General features: G+C 62.9%; 19 protein-coding genes and 1 other annotated feature. Of the genes, 17 read left to right on the top strand and 2 right to left on the bottom strand.

Annotated features, from left to right (window positions below; translation table 11 throughout):
- The first annotated feature begins 19 nt into the window (after positions 1-19).
- Entirely contained in the window at positions 20-1,138 is a 1,119-nt protein-coding gene (locus AACI_RS10080; RefSeq protein ID WP_245530546.1) for a sodium:calcium antiporter, read from the top strand.
- A 3-nt stretch (positions 1,139-1,141) separates the two neighbouring features.
- On the opposite strand, the gene AACI_RS10075 is transcribed toward AACI_RS10080, so the two are convergent.
- Positions 1,142-2,443, bottom strand: a complete 1,302-nt coding sequence (locus AACI_RS10075) for a glutamate-1-semialdehyde 2,1-aminomutase (RefSeq protein WP_012811321.1) — start codon at positions 2,441-2,443, stop codon at positions 1,142-1,144.
- Positions 2,444-2,567: 124 nt separating this feature from the next.
- On the opposite strand from AACI_RS10075, the gene AACI_RS16600 reads away from it, so the two are divergent.
- From AACI_RS16600 to arsC, 7 genes are all read left to right on the top strand, one after another.
- Entirely contained in the window at positions 2,568-2,714 is a 147-nt protein-coding gene (locus AACI_RS16600) for a hypothetical protein (RefSeq protein WP_008341404.1), read from the top strand.
- 414 nt (positions 2,715-3,128) lie between these two features.
- Positions 3,129-4,391: a histidine--tRNA ligase gene (gene hisS, locus AACI_RS10070; RefSeq protein WP_012811320.1), complete on the top strand. Its 1,263-nt coding sequence runs from the start codon at positions 3,129-3,131 to the stop codon at positions 4,389-4,391.
- Positions 4,392-6,194, top strand: a complete 1,803-nt coding sequence (aspS, locus tag AACI_RS10065; protein ID WP_012811319.1) for an aspartate--tRNA ligase — start codon at positions 4,392-4,394, stop codon at positions 6,192-6,194. It abuts the gene before it with no gap.
- 129 nt (positions 6,195-6,323) lie between these two features.
- The gene (locus AACI_RS10060; protein ID WP_012811318.1) at positions 6,324-6,773 is read left to right on the top strand and encodes a hypothetical protein; all 450 of its coding nucleotides are present in this window, start codon (positions 6,324-6,326) and stop codon (positions 6,771-6,773) included.
- A gap of 13 nt (positions 6,774-6,786) precedes the next feature.
- Entirely contained in the window at positions 6,787-8,370 is a 1,584-nt protein-coding gene (locus AACI_RS10055; protein WP_012811317.1) for a class I adenylate-forming enzyme family protein, read from the top strand.
- Between the two features lie 447 nt (positions 8,371-8,817).
- A complete protein-coding gene (locus AACI_RS10050) occupies positions 8,818-10,518 on the top strand; it encodes an IS1634 family transposase (protein WP_041707247.1) in 1,701 nt (566 codons plus the stop codon).
- A gap of 159 nt (positions 10,519-10,677) precedes the next feature.
- Entirely contained in the window at positions 10,678-11,076 is a 399-nt protein-coding gene (arsC, locus tag AACI_RS10045; protein ID WP_012811316.1) for an arsenate reductase (thioredoxin), read from the top strand.
- A 178-nt stretch (positions 11,077-11,254) separates the two neighbouring features.
- Here the strand turns inward: arsC and AACI_RS10040 are convergent, their stop codons facing one another.
- Complete coding sequence (locus AACI_RS10040) at positions 11,255-12,568, bottom strand: hypothetical protein (protein ID WP_218917082.1); 1,314 nt, start codon at positions 12,566-12,568, stop codon at positions 11,255-11,257.
- Positions 12,569-12,696: 128 nt separating this feature from the next.
- Between AACI_RS10040 and AACI_RS10035 the strand changes: the two genes are divergently transcribed.
- The 9 genes from AACI_RS10035 (at position 12,697) to mltG (ending at position 22,058) form a co-directional block, all read left to right on the top strand.
- Positions 12,697-14,040, top strand: a complete 1,344-nt coding sequence (locus AACI_RS10035) for a replication-associated recombination protein A (protein WP_012811314.1) — start codon at positions 12,697-12,699, stop codon at positions 14,038-14,040.
- Positions 13,973-14,383 carry a cysteine metabolism transcriptional regulator CymR gene (gene cymR, locus AACI_RS10030; protein WP_012811313.1) on the top strand — a complete coding sequence of 137 codons (411 nt, stop codon included), beginning with the start codon at positions 13,973-13,975 and terminating at the stop codon, positions 14,381-14,383. The genes AACI_RS10035 and cymR overlap by 68 nt, the downstream gene beginning before the upstream one ends.
- A 17-nt stretch (positions 14,384-14,400) precedes the next feature.
- Positions 14,401-15,546, top strand: coding sequence for a cysteine desulfurase family protein (locus tag AACI_RS10025; RefSeq protein WP_012811312.1), 1,146 nt, complete (start codon positions 14,401-14,403; stop codon positions 15,544-15,546).
- A gap of 228 nt (positions 15,547-15,774) precedes the next feature.
- Positions 15,775-15,966 carry a hypothetical protein gene (locus AACI_RS10020; protein WP_008341386.1) on the top strand — a complete coding sequence of 64 codons (192 nt, stop codon included), beginning with the start codon at positions 15,775-15,777 and terminating at the stop codon, positions 15,964-15,966.
- 206 nt (positions 15,967-16,172) lie between these two features.
- On the top strand, positions 16,173-17,231 hold the full coding sequence (locus AACI_RS10015; protein WP_041707507.1) for an AI-2E family transporter: 1,059 nt from the start codon (positions 16,173-16,175) through the stop codon (positions 17,229-17,231).
- 36 nt (positions 17,232-17,267) lie between these two features.
- Positions 17,268-17,477: a binding site (T-box leader), on the top strand.
- A gap of 69 nt (positions 17,478-17,546) precedes the next feature.
- The gene (alaS, locus tag AACI_RS10010) at positions 17,547-20,186 is read left to right on the top strand and encodes an alanine--tRNA ligase (RefSeq protein WP_012811310.1); all 2,640 of its coding nucleotides are present in this window, start codon (positions 17,547-17,549) and stop codon (positions 20,184-20,186) included.
- Positions 20,187-20,239: 53 nt separating this feature from the next.
- On the top strand, positions 20,240-20,524 hold the full coding sequence (locus AACI_RS10005; RefSeq protein WP_394295637.1) for an IreB family regulatory phosphoprotein: 285 nt from the start codon (positions 20,240-20,242) through the stop codon (positions 20,522-20,524).
- Entirely contained in the window at positions 20,505-20,948 is a 444-nt protein-coding gene (ruvX, locus tag AACI_RS10000; RefSeq protein WP_245530544.1) for a Holliday junction resolvase RuvX, read from the top strand. The genes AACI_RS10005 and ruvX overlap by 20 nt, the downstream gene beginning before the upstream one ends.
- Before the next feature lie 18 nt (positions 20,949-20,966).
- Positions 20,967-22,058 (top strand): endolytic transglycosylase MltG, encoded by a 1,092-nt coding sequence (gene mltG / locus AACI_RS09995; protein WP_012811307.1) that lies wholly within the window; start codon positions 20,967-20,969, stop codon positions 22,056-22,058.
- The last annotated feature ends 8 nt before the right edge of the window (positions 22,059-22,066 follow it).

Raw genomic sequence — 22,066 nt, 5'->3', positions numbered from 1 at the left:
CGTACAGGTGTAAGGACCTGTGCGCGTGGGGGTGGACGAGGTGATGGCCGTCCAGATGGTGTTCGGGCTCTGCATGGTCCTGTTTGGCGCGGAGCTCTTCACCAACGCCGTGGAGTGGCTCGGCGTGAAGCTCGCCCTTGGCGAGGGGGCAGTGGGGAGCGTGCTGGCGGCGCTCGGAACGGCGCTGCCCGAGACGGCCGTTCCCATGACGGCGATTGTGCTCGGCGGCGGGCACGAGGCAGAGCAGGTTGGGATGGGTGGGATCCTGGGAGCGCCTTTTCTCTTGGTGACACTGGGCGGGCTCGTCCTCGCGCTGGCCGCCACGCTGTTTCGCGCGGGGCGGCTTCCGCACGGAATGGCGGTCAGCAGCCGGGCCTTTCTGCGCGATCTCGCCTTTTTCCTGGTCGGGTTTTCGCTCTCCCTCGCGCCCGCGGCGTGGCCGGCGCCGGCGTTCAAAGTGCCGGTCGCGTGCCTCCTCGTCGGCTGGTACGCCGCGTTCGTCCGCGCGCACTTGCGAGATCGCGCAACGACAGGGTCGGCGGCCGACCTGCGGCCGCTCTACCTGAACCTTCGCGGCGGCCATCCGGCCGCGGCCACCGTCCTCCTGCAGCTCGCCTTCGCGCTCGCGCTCGTGGTGGGCGGCGCACATCTTCTCACGAAGGGCGTCGAGGCCCTCGCGGCGCAGATGCAGATGCCCACGTTTCTGCTTTCCGCACTCATCGTTCCCATTGCGACCGAATTGCCCGAGACGCTGAACAGCGTCGTCTGGATGCGAGACCGAAAGGACGGCCTCGCGGTCGGCAACATCACGGGCGCCATGGTGTTTCAGGGGACGCTCGTGCCCGCCATCGGCATGCTGTTTACGGACTGGGCGTTCACGCGCGCCGCCTGGTGGGCCGCCGGGCTCACGGTCGCCGCTGCCCTGTTTCTGCTGGTTGTGGTGCGCCTGACGTCGCGCGTCGAACCGTGGGCGCTCGCCTTCGCCTCCATCGCGTACTTTGCGTTTCCCCTCGCCGCTTTCCACCCGAACGCGCTGCCGCCGTCTGTGCGCTTCGCGCTTGCGGCGGCCATGTCGGCCGCGTCGGCGCTCGGCGCCTTCCTGCTCGTGCGTCGGCGCTCCCTGCCAACTCGCCGCTAGCTTCTATGCCTCCCGCGCGAGATCGCGAAACACAGCCTCGAGCGCTTCGGCGGTCTCCTCAATGTCCGCGTCGCTGTGCACCACCGACACGAACCAAGCTTCGTACTTGGACGGCGCGATGAGGATGCCGCGATCGGACAGCAGGTGAAAGAAGCGTGCGAAGCGCCGGCTGTCCGTTCTTGTCGCCGCGTCGTAATCGCGCACGGGTTCGCGGCCAAAATAGATGGTGAACGCGCCGCCGACGCGGTTGACGACGATGTCGATCCGGTTCACGCGAGCCGCCGACTCGGCCGCGTCCACCAGGACAGCCGCGCGGCGCGCCATCTCGTCGTACAGCCGAGGATCGGACAGCACGCGCAGGCACGCCATGCCTGTGCGCATCGAGAGCGGGTTGCCGGCCATCGTGCCGGCCTGGTACGCCGGCCCGAGCGGCGCCACCTGCTCCATGATGTCCCGCCGCCCGCCGTAGGCGCCGATGGGCAATCCTCCGCCGATGATCTTGCCGAGCGCATACAGGTCTGGATGCACACCGTATAGCTGCGCCGCGCTTCCGTAGTGAAAGCGAAACGCCGTGATCACCTCGTCAAAGATGACGAGCGCCCCGACCTCATGGGCGAGATCGATCACGTCGGCCAAGTAGCGATCGTCGACGGGCGGGACGATGCCAAAATTGCCCACGATGGGTTCGACCAACACGGCCGCGAGCTCCGGTCCGTGCGCGGCGAGCGCCTGTTTCAAGGCGTCGCGATGGTTGAAGGGTACGGTGACGATCTCGCTCGCGACGTTGCGCGTGACGCCCGCGCTGTCCGGCACGCCGATGGACGAGGGGCCGCTGCCTGCCGCCACAAGCATCGCGTCCGAGTGGCCGTGGTAACACCCGGCGAACTTCAGCACCTTCGTGCGCCCCGTGTAGGCGCGCGCGACGCGGACCGTGGTCATGACGGCCTCCGTCCCGGAGTTGACAAATCGAATTCGCTCGAGGTCCGGGATGGCGGCGCGCAGCATCTCCGCAAACTCCACCTCGTACGGCGTGGGCGTGCCGTAGAGCACACCGTCCTCCGCCGCCTCCTGAATCGCACGCGTGATGGCCGGATGCGCGTGGCCGAGGATGGACGGGCCGTATCCGGCGAGGTAGTCGATGTACCGGTTGCCGTCCACGTCGTACAGGTAAGGCCCTTCGCCGCGGACCATGACCACGGGCGTGCCCCCGCCGACCGACTTGTACGATCGCGACGGGCTGTTCACGCCTCCCAAGATGACCTGTTGAGCTCGTTGAAACCAGACTTCGGATTGCGGTCGTTCCATGCCATGCTCCTCCTTCGCGCACCATTGTTTCAACTGCACGGGGCGCAGTCAAGGGAATCGGCGATGGCATCATCGGGGCGCTCACGGGGCATCGTAGGGAAAAGGCGTGCGGAGGAGATGGATCATGCGGATGTCGCCCCTCGACATGGCGCGAAGATCGATGCAGCAGACGCACTCGGCGGTTGGCAACGCGCAGGAGGTGCGCATTCTCGGTTTGGAACGCGGCATCCCCACAGAGAAATCCTCGCCAGACAAGCCGTATCATCGCTGACGGATGCTGAGGTTCGATGCCCCCGTTCGATTTGACACAGCCTTTGCGCCTTCCTTATAATTCGCGATAGCACCATGCGACACGTTGGATATCGCCATCGTAGATGAAGAAGCAGAGTACAAGCGGTTTGGGCTGTTCCAGAGAGAGTGCGCCGTGGCTGCAAGCGACTCCAGCCTGCGTTTGGAAAGACGGCTTCGGATATCGCGTTTGCCGCCTCGGGGCGGTGGGCGCGCGTGGACGGCGCGTTAAGCCGAAGAGGGGAACCTGTACAGGTTCAAGCAGGGTGGCACCGCGGAAGCGCTCTTTCGTCCCTGCCGATGTGGATCGGCATCGACGAAAGGGCGCTTTTTCGCGCAGACAGGCGAAGCCGCGCATGCGGTCCCCTTCGGCGGACAGAAAAAGGAGGGAGCGCGCGTGGAGATTCGGCGGCCGAGAGGCACGCAGGATATTTTGCCGGGCGCCGTGGAGGCGTGGCAGGCGCTTGAGGCAGTCGTGCGGGACGTGTTCGAACGGGCGAACTATGAGGAAATCCGCACGCCCATCTTCGAGCACACGGAGTTGTTCGAGCGGGGCGTGGGGGAGACGACGGACATCGTGTCCAAGGAGATGTACACCTTTTTGGATCGCGGCGGACGGAGCGTGACCCTGCGCCCGGAAGGAACGGCTGGCGTCGTGCGAGCTTACGTGGAAAACAAGCTATACGGCCAAGGCAGCCTGACCAAGGTGTACTACCTCGGGCCCATGTTCCGCTACGAGAAGCCGCAGCGAGGCCGGCTGCGCCAGCTGCATCAGGTGGGCGTGGAGGTGCTCGGTTCCGAACTGCCGGCCATCGACGCCGAGGTCATCGAACTCGGGTATTCGCTTCTGAAAAAGGTCGGCATGCGCGACATGACCGTGGAACTCAATTCGGTCGGCTGCAGCGTCTGCCGGCCTCGTCACCGCGAAAAGATGATCCAGCGCCTGTTGCCGCACAAGGAGGAACTCTGCGCGGATTGCCAGGTGCGCCTCGAGAAGAACCCGCTTCGCCTGTTCGACTGCAAGAACGAGTCGTGCCAACAGGTCTTGCGCGAAGCGAACGTGCCGTACATCGTCGACGAACTTTGCGACGACTGCCGCAAGCACCTCGACGCGGTGGAAGGATACCTCCGCGCGATGGACGTGCCCTATCGCCTCGAGAAGTCGCTCGTCCGCGGCCTGGATTACTACACGCGGACCGCGTGGGAGATCACCGTTCCCAACTTCTCGACCGTGCTCGGCGGGGGGCGCTACAATCGGCTGGTCGCGGAGCTCGGCGGACCCGACGTGCCAGGCATCGGCTTCGCCGCGGGGATGGACCGCGTCCTTGCTGTGCTCGAGGCGCAGGGCGTGTCGCTGGGCGAGAGACAGCCGCTCGACGCGTTCATCTGCGTGGCGGACGAGACGGCCGAACACACCGCCATGGCGGTGCTCACGTCGCTCAGGCGGCTCGGCGTTCGCTGCGATCGCGACTACCAAGGGCGCAGCCTCAAGTCGCAGTTCAAGCAGGCCGATCGCCTCGGTGCGAAATTCGCCGTCGTGATCGGCGAGAGCGAGCTCGCCAAGGGGGCTGCCACCGTCAAGCACCTGGCGACCGGTGAGCAGCGCGACGTGCCGTTCGGGCAGTTGGCGGATCGGATTCGCGAAGGAGGATGGGCATAAGTGGTGGAGGAAAAGCAAGTCGTGTCATCGCGCTGGCGGACCCACTGGGTGGCCGACACGGTGCGCGTACAACCCAAATCCGAGGTGCGCCTCGCCGGCTGGGTGCAGCGCCGGCGCGATCTCGGCAGCGTCGTGTTCGTCGATCTGCGCGATCGCACCGGCATCGTGCAGCTCGTGTTCGACCGCGCCCGCGGCACGTCCGATGAGGCGATGGAGGTCGCGGACCGGCTGCGCAGCGAGTACGTGATCGTCGTGGATGGCACCGTGGAGAAGCGCGATCCAGATACCGTCAATCCGAAGATCGAGACGGGCGAGATCGAGGTCGTGGTGACAAGTGCGCGCATCGAGAGCGCGGCCAAGACGCCGCCGTTTTACATCGAGGATGGGATCCAGGTCGAGGAACCCGTCCGATTGCGCTACCGATACCTCGATCTCCGCCGCCCGGAGATGCAGCGCATCTTCGCGCTTCGCCACCAGGCCATCCGGGCGTTTCGCCGGTATCTCGACGATCACGGCTTTCTCGAGATCGAGACGCCCATGTTGACCAAGTCCACGCCGGAAGGGGCGCGCGATTACCTGGTCCCGAGCCGCCTGCAGCCCGGCGAGTTCTACGCCCTGCCGCAGTCGCCGCAGATCTTCAAGCAGTTGCTCATGGTCGCGGGCTTTGAGCGGTATTATCAGGTGGCGCGCTGCTTCCGCGACGAGGACCTGCGGGCAGATCGGCAGCCGGAGTTCACGCAGCTCGACATTGAGACGTCGTTTCTCCCGAAGGACGAGCTCATGTCGATGATGGAGGAGATGATGGCCTCCGTCTTCAAGGAAGTGGCGGACATCGAGGTGCCGCGGCCTTTTCTGCGCCTGCCGTACCAGGAGGCGATGGACAAGTACGGGTCGGACAAGCCGGATCTCCGCTTCGGCATGGAGATGGCCGATCTCGCCGATCTCTTCGAAGGCACGAGCTTCCGCGTCTTCGCCGACGTCCTGGAGAAAGGCGGCGTGATCAAGGCGCTCGTGGCGCCCGGTTGCGCCTCGTACAGCCGCAAGCAGACGGACGATCTCGTCGCGTTCGTGAAGCCGTACGGGCTGGGGGGGCTCGCGTACGTCGCCGTGCAGGAGGATGGATTCAAGTCGTCCATCGCGAAGTTCTTCACGGACGACGACTTTCGCCGGATTGCCGATCGCGCGGGCGCCAAAGTGGGCGATTTGGTGCTCATTGGCGCCGGGCCGCGAGAGACGGTGCTGCCGGCCATGGGCGCGCTCCGGCTGCACCTCGGTCAGGAACTGGGGCTCATCGACGAGTCGCAGTATCGGTTCCTGTGGGTGACGGATTTCCCGCTCCTCTCGTGGGACGAGGAGGAAAAGCGCTGGGTGGCGGAACACCATCCGTTCACCATGCCGCGGGAGGAGGATATCCCGCTTCTCGACACGGATCCCGGCCGGGTGCGCGCGCAGGCGTACGATATGGTGCTGAACGGGTATGAAATCGGCGGCGGGTCGATGCGCATCTATCGCCGCGACGTGCAGGAGAAGATGTTTGCGGCGCTCGGCTTTTCGCCGGAAGAGGCGCAGGAGAAGTTCGGCTTTCTCTTGAATGCGTTCGAGTACGGCACGCCGCCGCACGGGGGCATTGCCTTCGGGCTGGACCGCATGATCATGTTGCTCACCGGGGCCAAGTCGCTGCGCGACGTCATTGCGTTCCCGAAGACGGCGAGCGGAACGGACCTCATGGTGGGCGCCCCGAGTGAGGTTTCGGAGGCGCAGCTCGAAGTGCTTCATCTCCGCGTGCGAAAGACGAAGGATTGAAGGATGGGCGCGGCTTTGGGCCGCGCCCGTTTCTTTGGGTGCGCCCGGCATGGGCGGTAGCTTGACTTTAGCTCGAATGACACGGTCTTAGCTTATGACAGCTATGCCAAAATGCCGAGGTGGTGAGGCGTGAGAAGACAGGAGGCCAAGCTCGATGTAGCGAAGCCAATTCATCGGGCTATCGGGATCGGAACGGCTATTTTGCTTCTCATGCGCCAGATCACTGTTGACGGGGTGTTCATTTCGCCCGGCAATATCTCGCTATCACTGTCTGGTTTTTTTACAGGGTCGGGTGCAGACGGAAAGAATGAAGTGGATAAGCGGCTGCTCGACGCGATCGATTTTGTGACGGCGCTTTTGCTTATTGTCAATGAACTTCAGGTGATTGGTACGTACCTCACGGCTGGTCGGTTTACGATTGTCGTGAGTGGCCCACTGTTTGGCTCAGAAGCTGTGGCAGGATACGCGCCTTTGTTTTTCGCGACGGCAGGGATGGCGGGATGGCGAATGGAATACATCGTGAGTAGAGGATGGATGGGTCGGAAAGGACCTTCGCCTCTTTTTGAGGAGATGGAATGAGGGTGGATGATGTATGCCTTATCTGCATGAGTGGTTGCACGTTCATGCACTCGCGCGCCCGGCGCATCCCGCGATGTATTTTCTCGGAACTGCGATCACGTATGGGGAACTCGACGCTTATGCCTTCGCCATGAGCGCGCTTCTCGCCGAGCTCGGGCTTCGGAAAGGGGACGCCATCGCGCTTTACATGCCGAACATGCCTCATTTCTTGATCGCAAAGTTCGGCGCGGAACGACTTGGCGTCGCTGTCTCGCCCGTGAGTCCCCTCGCGAAGGAATGGGAAGTGGAGTATCAGCTGCAGGACCTTGGGGCGAAGCTCGTGATCTGTGATGACGACCGATTGGACATCGCACGCGCGGCATGCGAGAAATTAGGGATTTCGCATCTCTTGTCCGCCTCTTTGTTTGACTTTTCAGTCAAATCGGTTGCGGCGAAAGCGGAATCGGGGCTGCCCGCGCCCGGCGATCCCCTCATGCCTCGTCTGCTCGACCGGCTGGGGCGATCCGCGAAGGGCTCCGTGGATGGGGACGACACGTGCCTCATCATGTACACGTCGGGATCGACGGGGATGCCGAAAGGCGCCATGCTGACGTACGCGAACGCGGCGTACAAAGCCGAGGCGGTCGTCACGGCGTCCCGGTTAACGGAGGCCGACGTGGTGCTCGGCGTCATGCCGCTTTGCCACATCGCGGGTCTTCTGATGGGTGCCTGTGCGACCGTGCGTGCCGGAGCGACGCTCGTGCTACTCCCCAAGTTCGATCCCGAAGTAGCGATGGACGCGATTCAACTTCATCGCGTGACAGTGATGTACACGGTGACGCCGATGAATCTCGCAATCATGCAGCACCCCAGATCCGGTCACACCGATTTCTCCAGCCTGAGGCTGAATCCGTGCACGAGCTTCGGGGTGCCCGTGACGGATCGCGTCGCGGCCGAATGGAAAGCGCTTACGGGGGTGCCGCTCTACGAAGCGGCTTATGGCCTTACGGAGACACACACTGCGGACACGCAGATGCCGCTCGATGCCATCCGCTATGGGACGCACGGCAAGCCGATTCCGGGCACGCAAATCCGCATTGCGCCGCTAGACGACCCCACGGGGGAACTAGGGCCCGGTGAAGAGGGCGAGATTTGGATTCGGAGTCCGGGCGTCATGAAAGGCTATCTCCACCGAGAGGAAGCGACCCGTGAGGCGCTTCAGGATGGATGGCTGCGCACGGGCGACATCGGGCTCATGGATGACGACGGATATCTCATCTTCCGAGGGCGCAAGAAAGAGATGATTAAGTGCTCGGGGTACAGCGTCTTTCCCGAAGAAGTCGAGCACTGGTTGTCTCGCCACGAGGCCATCCGCCAGGTGGCGGTCATCGGGGTGCCAGACCCGCAGAAGGGCGAGGTTGTCAAGGCATTTGTGGTTCTGGAACCGTCGTATGTCGGCAGAGTGACGGAAGCGGACATCATCGCGTGGAGTCGCGAAAAGATAGCGCATTACAAGTGTCCTCGCCACGTCGAGTTTCGCGAGTCGTTGCCGGCCACCGGGACGGGCAAAATCTTGCGCAGGGCGCTTGCAGAGGAGGAGGCTGCGAAGCCCAAATAAGGCCGACTGGAAGGCCACATCCGTCGATTCAGACGTCGACTGCACACAACGGCCCTCTGGACCCATGAATGGACATCCGTTGTCTGAATCAGCTTAAATTCGAAAAGTTACGATGAACGGATAGAAAACCATAAGTCCTGCGGTGCCCGGCTTACCGATGATTGACGACGACGCGGGGTCCAGCCGATAGAACGGCCTCCCTGTGTGTTGCCCGACAGGCAGTTCACAGCCACAATGTAAGGACAACAGTGTGGAGAACGGAGGTGGTAGGAACGTCTGATGTGCGCAATGGCTAACGCGCGAGAGGAGTGTATCCTGCGTGCCACGCAAGCAAATTTATTTTCTTTGCACTGGAACCCACATTTCGCGCCCGTTTTTCGGGCTTGTGTTCATTTTCGACAGGAATTTTGATTCCACACGTGGAATTGGATAGCCCGTCGTATCTTCGTGCGGGAGGCTTTCCAGTTGTTCGGTCCAGTTCGCTCGTATGTCATGGGGCCTGCGCCCGTTTTAGCCAGACTGATCGACGAGTTGAAGTGGGTAGAGATTATCGACGAGTTCGTGCCACGTCCGGATAGCAAACTGTCCGTCGGGCTGCGTACCAAGGCGTTGCTGGTTAATATCGGCACGAATCGCGAAGCCCTCTACCGGGTGGAGGAGTTCTACGCGCAACGGGATGTGGAAGTCCTGCTTGGAAGCGGCGTCTCCGCAGACGATCTCCATGATGACGCTTTGGCCCGGGCTCTGGATGCCTTGTACGACGCAGGTCTCGAGGCATTATACGCGCGTATCGCCCTCCACACGCTACGCAGACTCCGGGTGCTCAGCGATTCCAACGAACTCATCCCCATCCATGCGGATACCACGTCGCTCTCTATGACAGGCGAGTACCTGGACCAAACAGCGTTTCGCATTGACCGGGGATTCTCCAAGGACCACCGGCCTGATCTCAAGCAAATTGTGTTTGGACTTTGCACCGTCCATGGTCTGGGGCTATGCGCGAACGTCAACCCTGGGAACTTGGACGATCACACATGGAATTTCGAGAACATCCAGCAACTCCTGAGCCAGCTCGATGAGGAGACGCGAAAGAGAAGCGTCTACGTCGCGGACGCGGCGTTGGTGACGAAGGACAACCTTGAGCTTTTGGCGGAGGAAGACTTCCATTTCATCTCACGACTGCCGGGGACGTATAAGCTGTCCGAGGACCTGAAGAGAGCGGCATGGGAGAAAGAAAACAGCTGGAAAGAAGTCGGTCGGCTCGCTGAGGCGGAAGACAGCGCCCATTACAGGATCCAGGCCTTCCGTCGCACGCTGTACGGGCGAACGTATCGATTCGTCGTGGTGCGCTCCTCCAGCCTGGATACCCGGAAGGAGCGTAAGCTCAAAGAGGTGCTCAAGCGTGAGAAGGCTGCGCTGGAGAAAGCGGCCAAGGCGATGAGCCAAAACGTCTACAGTTGTGAACAAGATGCGCAGATGGCCATGCAGACCTTCATGCACGAACACCGTGCCACTTTGCATCCCATCTCCGCCCGCATATGTGCCGAGCAGGTGCAGGCAAAACGCGCGCGCCGCGGTCGCCCGCGCAAAGATGACCCGCCACCGCCGGTGCATACACAGTACCGTGTGGAAGTGGCGATCTTACCGCCTTCTGAGGAGCGGGTTCAGCAGTGGCGAGAGAAGGAAGCGACGTTTGTGCTCATCACCGACATCCGCGATGATCAGCGTGTGTCAGATGAACAGATCCTCCGCCTGTATAAGGAACAACACGAGGTGGAGGCGCGTTTTCGGTATCTGAAAAGCCCGTATCACGTGGGTCCCATCTACCTGCATAAGCCGACACGGGTGAAAGCGTTCGGTTTCGTCATGCTGTTATCCCTGCTCTTGTATAGCGTATTGGAATATCTCATCCGAGAGAAGATGAAGCGGGAAACGGAACCGCTCATGCTGCCAGGCAATCGAAAGAGTTTTCGTCCAACAGGGTTGGCCATCCTCGAGATGCTGGATGGAGTGACGACCGTGCACATGCAGGTCGGCGACACGTGGCAGCGAGTACCTGCAACGCCTCATAATCCTCAGATCATGAGGGTTCTTAAGCTGCTGAACATGGACCTGAGCATCTACACGGAAGCGCAAAAAACGGCTTGATCAACGTTTGGGTCCGTGTGCACAGGGTTTCCAAAACTGAACATTTCTCAAAAAGATCGCGCTTTCGATAGCCCACACCCTTCCAGTCCCACAGTCGTCGGACGCTCAGATGGCTACCTCGCTCGAGTTTCCAGCTAAGTTTCTGTCGCGCGGCGCGAAATGTGGGCTGGAAATTCGTGCAGGAGTCAAATGGCTGAAGGATGGGCGCGCCATCTGGGAGGAGACCGGATCGAAGTTCAGAGTGCAGGCGTCGAGGCGCACGGCTTGAATCCCCGCGCTGTGCAGGTGATGCGCGAGGTGGGGATTGACATTTCGCATCATCGGTCGAAACTCATCGATCCGGAATTCCTCGAACAAGCGGATTATGTCATCACCTTGTGCGGTGATGCGAATGACCGTTGTCCCGTGACGCCGCCGCACGTGAAACGCCTCCACTGGGGATTTCCCGACCCAGCCAAGGCGACGGGATCGGAGGAAGAGATTCTGAACCAGTTTCGCCAAGTTCGCGACGCCATCGGCGCACGAATCAGGTCTTTTCTGGATGATGAACTATCATGAAACGAGGTGTGAAAAAACAGGATTGCTGACGTGCAAGACATGGGATGAGCCGCCGCCTGAGGTGGGCAGGTCGACCATTGCCGGAGGGATCGCGCGCCGAATGGCTCGCTTCGTCTCACCGGAGCGCGGCCCTCGGCCGCGCCCACGCGGAACGCTAGGGATGAATGTGGAAATTGAATTACATGCCCCCAATGCGAAGGATGTCATCGGCGCCTATCCACAGAATGAATCTCGCCACGAGAAAACCGTAGGCGTCGAGTTCCACGGTCATCTGGCCCGTCTTCGGCAGGCGGAGGATGACCACGTTCGCCTTGGCAGGGACGGCGGGACGCTCGTAGCCCTCAGCGAGCCCTTCCTCACCAAGTTGGGTCCACGACTTGCCGCCGTCCCACGACACCTGGACCTGGTCCAACTGAAATTGATTGGTGTACCAGGCGCCGTTCCGCGCGCTCACCGTCCACGGCGACTTGGTGGATTCGTACGGCAAGCTCAGGTAGTCTTTGTCTCCGCTACGCCAGACGTGAATGTTTGTGATGAGGCCGTTCAGGTGAGACGACACAAACTGGATCTGGGCCTTGGACGGCTTCGGCAAGTCGTTGTCCTCCACGACGACCTGACTCCACATATGCATGCCACTTGCCCAGGATTTGAAGAGAGACGGTGCAATGCGCAGTGTGAATCGTTCTCCTGCGTTCGAGGCGGAGAGGCCGGCGTCGTACGAGATGACCTTCGGCGACGAGCTGAGCGCGGTGCCGACATCGAGATCAATTTCGTTACGCATCACGAGATCCGCGTGACAGCCCCTGATGGCGTTCAGCAGGCGTACCCAAAACGCGGCTGGGATAAACGTGTCGGATGGCGATGCGCTGGCGCCGGTGGCGAAGCTCGGCGTGACGGCAAATCTCCGGCCATTGACCGTGACCACCACGTTGGAGTTGCCATTCTCTGAGCCTGAAACGTGCACCGTAGTGGCACCAGACCGCAGGCGCGAGGGCATGGAGAGGTGGAGCTCGTTTCCGCGCATGGTGTACGAGACGCCAAACTTCTTCCCGAGAACGCCCATCATGGCCTGGATCTGAATCCAGTCCGACTCCTGCAGTTCGTTCATGTGAAACGACAGACACGGCAACGTCGTAGGCCGCCATGGCGACACGGCGCCGTTCCATACGATGAACGCATTCCTTTCGAAGTAGTTCGTGTCTCCGGACGACGGGTTGGTCGCGTTCGACGTTGCGTTGGCGCTCGCAGTTGCGTTGGAGGTCGAGCTGGAGGACGCGCCGTTCTGCGCGGTGTTCGCCCATGAGGCGGTGGGTGAAATGAGCGCGCCCATGGCGACGGCGGCTGCCAGCCAGTTGCCTGCGACGCGCTTCCATTTTGTGAGCATGACAATCACCTCGTTTCGCTTGGATGTCGGAAATAGAGCCGGGCTCATCCAGGGAGCCCACGGCCATTTTGCCCGCTCGCCGTCCGCGCCGACTGTGACCCTGATCACAGGAAGAGGAAGATAGTGGATCTCCGTCAATGCTTCCCCCCTCCTTTTCCTCCACCCGCAAAGCGTGTATAATCGTTAAAAGTTGAGTGGACGACTAGGAATTGCGCAGCCTTGTGAGGCGAACGCGAATGGATCTCTTTTCACTTGCTTCGGAACACGAAGCGGAGCGCGAGGCTCCGCTCGCCTACCGGATGAGGCCGAGATCGCTCGACGAGATGGTGGGACACGAGAATCTCGTGGGCCGAGATGGCATTCTGCGCCGGATGATCGAGCGGGATCGCCTGATGTCCATCATTTTGTATGGGCCGCCCGGCACGGGCAAAACGACCATCGCCGAAGTCATTGCGCGCCAGACCAAGGCCCGCTTCATCCCGCTGAACGCGGTGACGTCGGGCATCGCCGATGTGCGAAAGGCCGTCGAGACCGCGCGAGAGGAGCGGGACCTGTACGCGCGGCGCACCGTGGTCTTTCTCGACGAAATTCACCGCTTCAATAAAAGCCAACAGGACGCGCTCTTGCCGCACGTCGAGGCGGGGCTCCTCTCGCTCGTCGGCGCCACGACGGAGAATCCCTACTTCGATGTGAACGCGGCGCTTTTGTCGCGATCGCACGTGTTTCGCCTCGAGCCGCTTTCGCCGGACGACATCGGGCGCCTGGTGGACATGGCCATTGCGGACGAGGAGCGTGGGCTCGGCCGCATGCGTGTCAGGCTCCATCCGGACGCAAGGCGTGTGCTTACCCTGCAGGCGCGCGGTGACGCCCGGCGCGCGCTCAATTTGCTCGAACTCGCCGCCTTCGCGGCGCGAGTGGGGCCCGACGGCGCCACCGAGATTGGCATGCGCGAGGTCGAGGCGGCGCTTGAGGCGAGCGGTGGGCCTCGCTACGATCGCGCAGGCGACGATCACTACGACACTATCTCGGCGTTCATCAAGTCGGTGCGCGGATCGGACGTGAACGCGGCGATGCTGTGGCTTGCGAAGATGCTCGAGGGCGGCGAAGATCCCGCGTTCATCGCGCGCAGGCTGATGATCCTGGCGGCCGAGGATGTGGGCATGGCGGATCCGAACGCGCTGCCCATCGCCGTGAGCGGCTGGCAGGCGGCCATGGCCATCGGCATGCCGGAGGCGCGGATTGTGCTCGCGGAGGTGACCGCGTACCTCGCGAAAGCGCCGAAATCGAATCACGCGTACATGGCCATCAACCGCGCGCTGGACGACGTCAGGTCCGGCCTGCCGCTCGAGGTGCCGCTCCATCTGCGGAGCACGGCGTACAAAGGGGCGAAGGCCCTCGGGCATGGGGAAGGATACCTGTATCCGCACGACTACCCTGGCCATTACGTCGAGCAAAACTATTGGCCCATCGGCGTCGAGCCGCGCGCGTACTACCGGGAAGGAGACGATGACCGTGAAGATCTCGACGAAGGGCCGCTATGGCCTGATGCTCCTGGTCGATCTCGCCGAACAGCAGAGTGACCAACCCATTTCCCTGAAATCCATCGCGGAGCGAAATAACCTGTCGGAGCACTACCTCGAACAGCTGATCGCGCCGCTTCGCAACGGCGGCTTCGTCCGGAGCATTCGGGGCGCGTACGGTGGATATGTGCTCGCACGGCATCCGCGCGAGATCGTGATTGAAGACGTGCTTCTCGCGCTCGAGGGGCCCATCACCATCGTGGACGAGGAGATCGATGACGGCCTGCAGGTGCTGTGGGACAGGCTGAGGGAGGCCATCCACGACGTGCTGTCGTCCATGACGCTGCAGGATCTCGTCGAGCTGCGCCAGGGATCGTCGCAGGGCTACATGTACTACATCTGAACCGCGGGGTGTCAGCGATGATCTACCTGGACAACGCCGCGACGACCCCCCTTCTGCCGACGGCCCGCGCGGCCATGGAGCGGTATCTCGGCGACGCGTACGGCAATCCGTCGAGTCTGCATCGGCCGGGGCGCGAGGCCCGGCAAGCTGTCGAGGAAGCGCGCCGCTTCTTCGCCGGTTGGCTCGGCGTCTCTCCCCGCGATCTCGCCTTCACAAGCGGCGGCACCGAGTCGAACAATCTCGCCATCTACGGCGCGTATCTCGCCCAACGGTCCCACCGAACGCACGTCGTGACCACAGCCGTGGAACATCACGCGGTGCTTGAGGCCGTGGACAGGCTGCGCCTCCTCGGCGCGGACGTGACGGTCGTCCCGGTGGATTCGGACGGGCGCGTCGATCCGGACGATGTGGTGCGGGCCCTCCGCCCGGACACGGCGCTCGTGAGCGTCATGCTCGTGAACAACGAGGTCGGTACCGTCGAGCCGGTCGCCGAGATCGCCCGTCGCGTCAAAGACGTGGATCCTGGGATTATCGTGCACAGCGACATGGTGCAGGCGCTGCCCGTCATGCGCCTCTCGCTTGGGGACTTAGGCGTCGATCTCGCCTCCTTTTCCGCGCACAAGGTGCACGGGCCGAAGGGCGTGGGCCTCCTGTACGTCCGATCCGGCACACCCTTTGTGGCGCTCGCCGCCGGGGGCAATCAGGAGCATAGGCTTCGCGCGGGGACCGAACCGGTGGCGGGCATCGTGGGCTTCCACGCGGCGATGGCCGAGCTTGCGCAGCATTTTGACGCGCACAGGGCGCACCTGTCCGCGCTCCGGGACGCGCTTTGGCGCGCCATCGAATCGCTCGACGGGGTGTATCGCAACAGTCCTGCCGACGCTGTGCCTTCGATTCTCAACGTCGGTTTTCGGGGGATTCGTAACGATATCCTCCTCATGCGGCTGGATCTCGAGGGGATCGCGGCGAGCGCAGGCGCGGCGTGCAGTGCGGGAAGCCTCGAGCCGAGCCATGTGATCCGGGCGATGGGGCGCGACAGGGAAGCGCGAGAGTCGATTCGCCTGAGTTTCGCTTGGCAAAACACCATGGAAGAGATTGGGGTTGCGGCCGGCGTGTTGTCGAAAGTCGTCGGGTCGTTGCGATCACGTTTCACAAATTCGTGACATTTGCCGCGTCAGGCGGACGCTCTTTTCCTGTTTCTGCATTGCAATGCGCTCTGGATAGGCGTAGCATGGGTCACGGAATCTCGGTGGATGGATATTTCGGAACCTGAAATTTGGTTTTGGCTTTATTGTCCGTGGATAGACTGTTGGCAGGTTTCGAAAGTTCATCCAGAGAGATGGGGCGTGCCGCAGTGCGCCTTCCAAGGGCGAGAAGGGAGGACCAACGTCATGCGGTGTCCGAGTTGCACAAGCCGAGACGTCGGTAAAATTGGCGCCAACCAATACTATTGCTGGAATTGCTTCGCCGAGTTCAACGTGTCCGGCGATGAGGTGCGGATTTACGAAGTGGCCGAGGACGGATCGCTCATCGTCGTGGATCAGACGAATCACGCGGACGTCGAGTTTGGCACAGGGGCCTGAGGGCCGAGGCCGAGAGATAGAGGGTTACCCATAAAAAGAACGGGCGGTTGTCGAGCGGGAGCGGCTTGGGCCGCTCTTTTTTTGTCGAAACGGCGCGATGCGGCAAAGGTGTCCCGGGAGATGAAAATAATGGCATGCGATTCTGCATATACTCTGCGGTAGACCCTTGTCCGGCGCTGCCGCAGAGGGAGGAGATCGCCGTGCCGATGGGGCGTTACGCCCGCACCATGATGTCCATCGCCCTGACGCTGACGTGCATTTATCTCGTCGGGCTCCTGCGCAGCTTGTTTCTGGATATCTGGGGCGTGCTGTCGAGCCTCTTTTACACGTTTCTGGCGTCGCTCATCATCACGTACATCCTGCAGCCTGCGGTGGACGTCCTGCACCGGCGGCGCGTCCCTCGATCGGCGGCCATCCTCATTGTGTACGCCGTGATCGCCGCCATCCTGGCCGTGGTGGTGTTGAACCTCATTCCGGTGATCTCGCGGCAAATTGCGCAGCTGTCGAGCAGCCTGCCGGCCATCACGGCGGAATTGAGCCGCTGGATCGACATGATCAACAGCCGGAAGACGTACCTTCCGAACGCGGTGCGGACGGGCATTGAGAACGCGCTCAACCAACTGGAACACCGCGTCGAGGTCGCCCCGACGGGGCTGTTCTCGGTCGTGACGAGCACCTTGAATGCCATCTTCATGGCGTTCGTCGTGCCGTTCCTCGTGTTTTATATGTTGAAAGACGCGAAGGCCATCGGGCGCGGCATGGTGCGCATGGCACCCGCGAAGTACAAGCATCGCGTGCGGCTGGTCCTCCGGGCCATCGATGATACGCTCGGCGGCTACGTGCGCGGTCAGTTTCTCATCATGCTGGCGGTCGGGCTGTTGTCGTTCATCGGCTATCTCATCATCCGCCTGCCGTACGCGCTGCTCTTGGGTGCGTTCCTCGGCTTCGCCGACATCATCCCGTATCTTGGGCCCATCATCGGCATCGCGCCGGCGGTGATCATCGCGCTCACGACCTCCGGCTGGCCGATGCTCGTCAAGGTCGTGATCGTCAACATCGCGGTGCAGCAGATTGAGGGGAACATTCTATCTCCGCAGATCATGGGCCGGACGCTTCACCTGCACCCGATGGCCATCGTGGCGGCCCTGATCGTGGGCGGGGAGGCGGGCGGCATCCTGGGCCTCATTCTCGCGGTCCCGGCGCTCGCGGTGTGCAAGGTGGTGTGGACGCAGTGGCGCGAAGCGCGCTCCCATGCCGCGCATTGACAGGGCCTGTCGCGCCCGATACAATCAAAAACCGACGACAAAGCGATGCGGAAGACAAGTAGAATCGGGGCGCCTTGCTCAGAGAGGGCGGCCTTCGGCTGCGAGCTGCCTCAAGGCAACCGGTTCGAAGCCCCTTCCAAGCGCGTGTGGCAAAGCACGCCGGGTGTGCCCGTTACAGCGCCAGAGGCGACAGGCTCGGACGAGCCTGTAAGCAGGGTGGTACCGCGGGAAACTCCCGTCCCTGATTGTGGGGCGGGGGTTTTTCGTGCAGGAGGACACAGCCGAAGTGCGATGCGTCGGAGGAGGAGGTTGCGCATGAAATCGCTCACTGGACAAGAAATTCGCCGCGCGTTCAAGCAATTTTTCGCGGAGCGCGGTCACATGGTGTTGCCGAGCTTCCCGCTCGTGCCGAAGGACGATCCGACGCTGCTTTGGATCAACGCGGGCATGGCGCCCCTGAAGCCGTATTTCGACGGCCGGGAGATCCCCGAGGTGCCGCGCATCGTGGACGCGCAAAAGTGCATCCGGACGAACGACATCGAGGAAGTCGGCCACACCGCGCGACACCAGACGTTCTTTGAAATGCTCGGCAATTTCTCGTTCGGCGACTACTTCAAGCTCGAGGCCATCACCTGGGCGTGGGAGTTCTTGACTCAGGTCCTCGAACTCGATCCGGAACGCATCTCCGTCACCATTCACGAAGACGACGACGAGGCGTTCGAGGTGTGGCATCACCGAGTCGGGCTGCCGGCGTCGCGCATCTACCGCGGGAAGGAAGACAACTTCTGGGAGATCGGCGAAGGGCCGTGCGGCCCGTGTTCGGAGATCTTCTACGATCGCGGCGAGGCCTACGGCTGCGGTTCGCCGGACTGCAAACCGGGCTGCGACTGCGATCGGTTCCTCGAGATCTGGAACCTCGTGTTCACGCAGTTCAATAAGAACGCGGACGGATCGTATTCGCCACTGCCGAAGAAGAACATCGACACGGGCTCGGGCCTGGAGCGCCTGGCGAGCATCCTGCAGGACGTGCCGAACAACTTTGAGACGGACCTGTTCCGGCCCATCATCAATCGAGCCGCTGAACTTTCGGGGCGCCCGTACGGTCGATCGGCTGAGGACGACGTCCATCTCAAGATCATCGCCGATCACGTCCGCACGGTGACGTTCGCGATTGGCGACGGCGTGCTCCCGTCCAACGAGGGCCGCGGGTACGTCATCCGCCGCCTCCTGCGCCGCGCGGTGCGCAGTGGGCGCAAGCTCGGTGTCGAACGGCCGTTCTTGTACGAGCTCGTGGCCGTGGTGGATAGAATCATGGGCGACGACTACCCCGAGGTGCGCGAGAAGCGCTCGCTCATCGAGCGCGTCGTCCGAACCGAGGAGGAGCGGTTCCTGCAGACGCTGGCCGCCGGCGAGGAGCTCTTGAACCGGACCATCGAAGAGGTCAAGGCGCGCGGCGAGACCGTACTCTCCGGTGAAGCGGCGTTCCGGCTGTACGACACGTACGGCTTCCCCATCGATCTCACCGTCGAGATCGCGCGCGAGAAGGGCATCGCGGTGGACCGGGAAGGGTTTGAGCGAGAGCTCGAGGAACAGCGGGCGCGGGCGCGGGAGGCGCGGCAGGTGGCCGAGGGCATGCAGAGCCAGCGCGGCGCCCTGGAGACCTTCACGGAGCCATCTCGGTTCGTCGGCTACGACGAGCTCACGGTGGACGCGACCATCATCGGGCTGTTCCAGGATGGCGATCGCGTCGACGGGCTCGCCATCGGCGAGGAAGGCCAGGTCATCCTCGACGTGACGCCCTTTTACGCGGAGAGCGGCGGGCAGGTGGGCGATCGCGGCGAGATCGTCGGCGCAAACGGCAAGGCGGAGGTGCTCGACGTCCAGAAGGCGCCGCACGGCCAGCACGTCATGCGGGTGCGCGTCGTCGACGGCTCACTGCTTCAGGGCGACAGCGTGCGCGCGCACGTCGACGAGGACTTCCGCCGCGACATCGTGAAGAACCACACGGCGACGCACCTCTTGCACAAGGCCCTGCGCGATGTGCTCGGCACGCACGTGGCGCAGGCGGGATCGCTCGTCGAGCCGGAGCGCCTGCGGTTTGATTTCTCCCACTTCGGGCCGCTCACGGACGAGGAATTGGCCGAGGTGGAGCGGCGCGTGAACGACGAGATCTGGCGCGATCACGCCGTTCACATCCGCGAGATGGATCTGGACGAGGCCAAGGCCATGGGCGCCATGGCGCTGTTCGGCGAGAAGTACGGCCAGCGGGTGCGCGTGGTTCAAGCGGGCGAGAGCATCGAGTTGTGCGGCGGCTGCCACGTGCCGCGGACGAGCGTCATTGGGCAATTTCTCATCACGTCCGAGACGGGCATCGCGAGCGGCACGCGCCGGATCGAGGCGGTCACCGGCCGGTACGCGTACCGCGTCGCCCGGGAGCGCGAGGAGCGGCTGCGCCAGGTGGCGGACGCGCTGAAGACGAACGTGAGCACGGTGGTGGAGCGCGCGCAGCGCGTGGTGCAGGAGATGCGCGAGTTGGAGCGGGAGCTGGAGTCGGCCAAGGCGCGTCTGGCGCACGCGCGCGTGGACGAGCTCGTCGCGAACGTCGAGACGGTGGCGGGTGTCCCCGTCATTCGCGCCGCGCTGTCCGATCTGGACATGGACGGGCTGCGCCAGCTGGTGGACGAGATCAAAGCCCGGGTCGATTCCGTCGTCGTGGTGCTGGGATCCGCCCACCGCGGCAAGGTGCAGTTTGTCGCGTACGTGTCGAAGGACTGGCAGTCACGCGGCCTCCATGCGGGCGAGATCGTCAAACAGGTGGCCGCGGTGACCGGCGGTGGCGGCGGCGGCCGGCCGGATCTGGCCCAGGCGGGAGGCCGAGACGCGGCGAAGCTCGCGGAGGCCATCCAGAAGGTCGGGGAAATTCTCGAGCAGGTCGCAGGAAATCGCGCGCACTGAATCGAAAGTAAGGGGACGAGCGACTTTTTGGCGTCGGCAGACGCCCGAGCGAGGTGCGGGCATTGGGACAAGAGTTTGACAGCACGATGCGATTTGCGTCGAAGTCAGGCAATCCCGAGGTTCGGCGCGCGTTTCAAATCGCGTACCGCGCCCTGAAGGAAAAGGGGTACAATCCCGTGTACCAGATCGCGGGGTACTTGATTTCGGGCGATCCGGCGTACATCACGAGCCACATGGACGCGCGCAACACCATCCGGCGCATCGAACGGGACGATCTGATCGAGGAGCTCGTGCGGGCGTACGCCGCACTGTACGGCGATGCGGACGATGGCGATTGATTTCGGCGAGCGGCGGATCGGCGTCGCCTTGTCGGACCCCATGGGGCTCATCGCACAGCCGTACGGCGTGATCGAGCGCCAATCCGATCGGCAGGCGGCGGACGAAGTGGCAGATCTGGCGCGGCGAGAAGAGGTGGGGCGGATTGTCGTCGGGCGGCCGCTCCACATGTCGGGCCAGCCTTCCGAGATGACGTCGCGCGCGGAGAAGTTCGCCCGCATGCTGGCGGCGCGCACGGGCCTGCCGGTCGATCTGTACGATGAGCGGTTGACCACGGTGAGCGCGGAGCGCATCCTCATCGAGCAGAACGTGCGGCGCAGGGAGCGCCGCGCCACCGTGGACGCTGCCGCGGCGCAGGTCCTGCTCGAGGATTATCTGCGATCACGTCAGCGGGCGGACGGCGAGGACGCGGAATTCGAAGGTTGAACGTTGGAAGGTGAACGTATGTCGAACCAGCCATCAAGCGCGAGGCGGCGCGCGCGATGGATCATCCTTGTCGCCTTGGCGCTTGTGGTCGTGGTCGCGCTCGTCTTCGGCGCGTGGTTTCGCGCGGCGCTGCGGCCTGTGGCGGCCCGGGCTCCGCTCGAGCGGTTCGAGGTCAAGGCCGGCGACACGGTGGCCGCCGTGGCGGAGCGATTGAAGGCCCTCGGGCTGATTCGCAGCGCCACCGCGTTTGCGCTGTATGGGCGTCTGCACGGGGGCGGGCCGATTTTGGCTGGCACGTATGTGCTGTCCGCGGATGAGTCGACGCCGGAAATCTATCGGCAGATGACGGCGGGCGAGATCGTCCCCGATGTCGTCAACGTGACCATTCCGCCGGGCTATGACATTGTGGACATCGCGGCGCGGCTCGCACAGGATGGGGTGTGCAACGAGGCGGCGTTTCTCAAAGCGGTGCAAGCCGACGACTACCATCAGGCATTTTTGAAGCAGCTTGCGGGGCGGCGCGATGTTCGCTATCGGCTCGAGGGATACTTGTTCCCGGACACGTATCAGTTCTACCGAAATGAAAACCCGGTGGACGTCGTGAACGAAATGCTGAACGACTTTGCGGCGCGTGTGCTCACGCCCGCGAACGAAGCGGCGATGCGGGCGGACAAGCTGACACTGAACGAGGCCATCACGGAAGCCTCTCTCGTGGAAAACGAGGCCCAGGTGGCGTCCGAGCGGCCGATCATCGCGAGCGTGATCGACAACCGATTGAAGCTCGACATGCGCCTGCAGATCGACGCCACGGTGGATTACGCCATCGGCCGACACCTGACGGTCGTCACGGACGCGGACATCCTGGACGCGCGAAACCCCTACAACACCTATTTGTACGGAGGATTGCCGCCTGGGCCGATTTGCAGTCCGAGCCTTGCGAGCATTGAGGCAGTGCTTCACCCCGCGCACACGAAGTATCTGTACTACGTGGCCAAGGGGAACGGAACCGGTGAACACTACTTCGCCGAGACGTACAGCCAGCAATTGCACAATGAGATGCTGCGCGAAGAGAACCTGAAGCGGCGTGCGGAGCAGTCGAGCAGCAAGTGAGACGGAGG

It is taken from the genome of Alicyclobacillus acidocaldarius subsp. acidocaldarius DSM 446 (assembly GCF_000024285.1).
Taxonomy (GTDB): domain Bacteria; phylum Bacillota; class Bacilli; order Alicyclobacillales; family Alicyclobacillaceae; genus Alicyclobacillus; species Alicyclobacillus acidocaldarius.
Note: the sequence above shows the minus strand (reverse complement) of the source record. Positions and strands in the feature narration are given on the sequence as shown.

Coding starts and splice junctions, on each gene's coding strand:
- mltG (WP_012811307.1), top strand. CDS start 20,967: ATGTCGAACCAGCCATCAAGCGCGAGGCGGCGCGCGCGATGGATCATC.
- AACI_RS10055 (WP_012811317.1), top strand. CDS start 6,787: ATGCCTTATCTGCATGAGTGGTTGCACGTTCATGCACTCGCGCGCCCG.
- AACI_RS10020 (WP_008341386.1), top strand. CDS start 15,775: ATGCGGTGTCCGAGTTGCACAAGCCGAGACGTCGGTAAAATTGGCGCC.
- alaS (WP_012811310.1), top strand. CDS start 17,547: ATGAAATCGCTCACTGGACAAGAAATTCGCCGCGCGTTCAAGCAATTT.
- AACI_RS10025 (WP_012811312.1), top strand. CDS start 14,401: ATGATCTACCTGGACAACGCCGCGACGACCCCCCTTCTGCCGACGGCC.
- AACI_RS16600 (WP_008341404.1), top strand. CDS start 2,568: ATGCGGATGTCGCCCCTCGACATGGCGCGAAGATCGATGCAGCAGACG.
- AACI_RS10035 (WP_012811314.1), top strand. CDS start 12,697: ATGGATCTCTTTTCACTTGCTTCGGAACACGAAGCGGAGCGCGAGGCT.
- AACI_RS10075 (WP_012811321.1), bottom strand. CDS start 2,443: ATGGAACGACCGCAATCCGAAGTCTGGTTTCAACGAGCTCAACAGGTC.
- AACI_RS10015 (WP_041707507.1), top strand. CDS start 16,173: ATGGGGCGTTACGCCCGCACCATGATGTCCATCGCCCTGACGCTGACG.
- arsC (WP_012811316.1), top strand. CDS start 10,678: ATGTGGGCTGGAAATTCGTGCAGGAGTCAAATGGCTGAAGGATGGGCG.
- ruvX (WP_245530544.1), top strand. CDS start 20,505: ATGCGGACGATGGCGATTGATTTCGGCGAGCGGCGGATCGGCGTCGCC.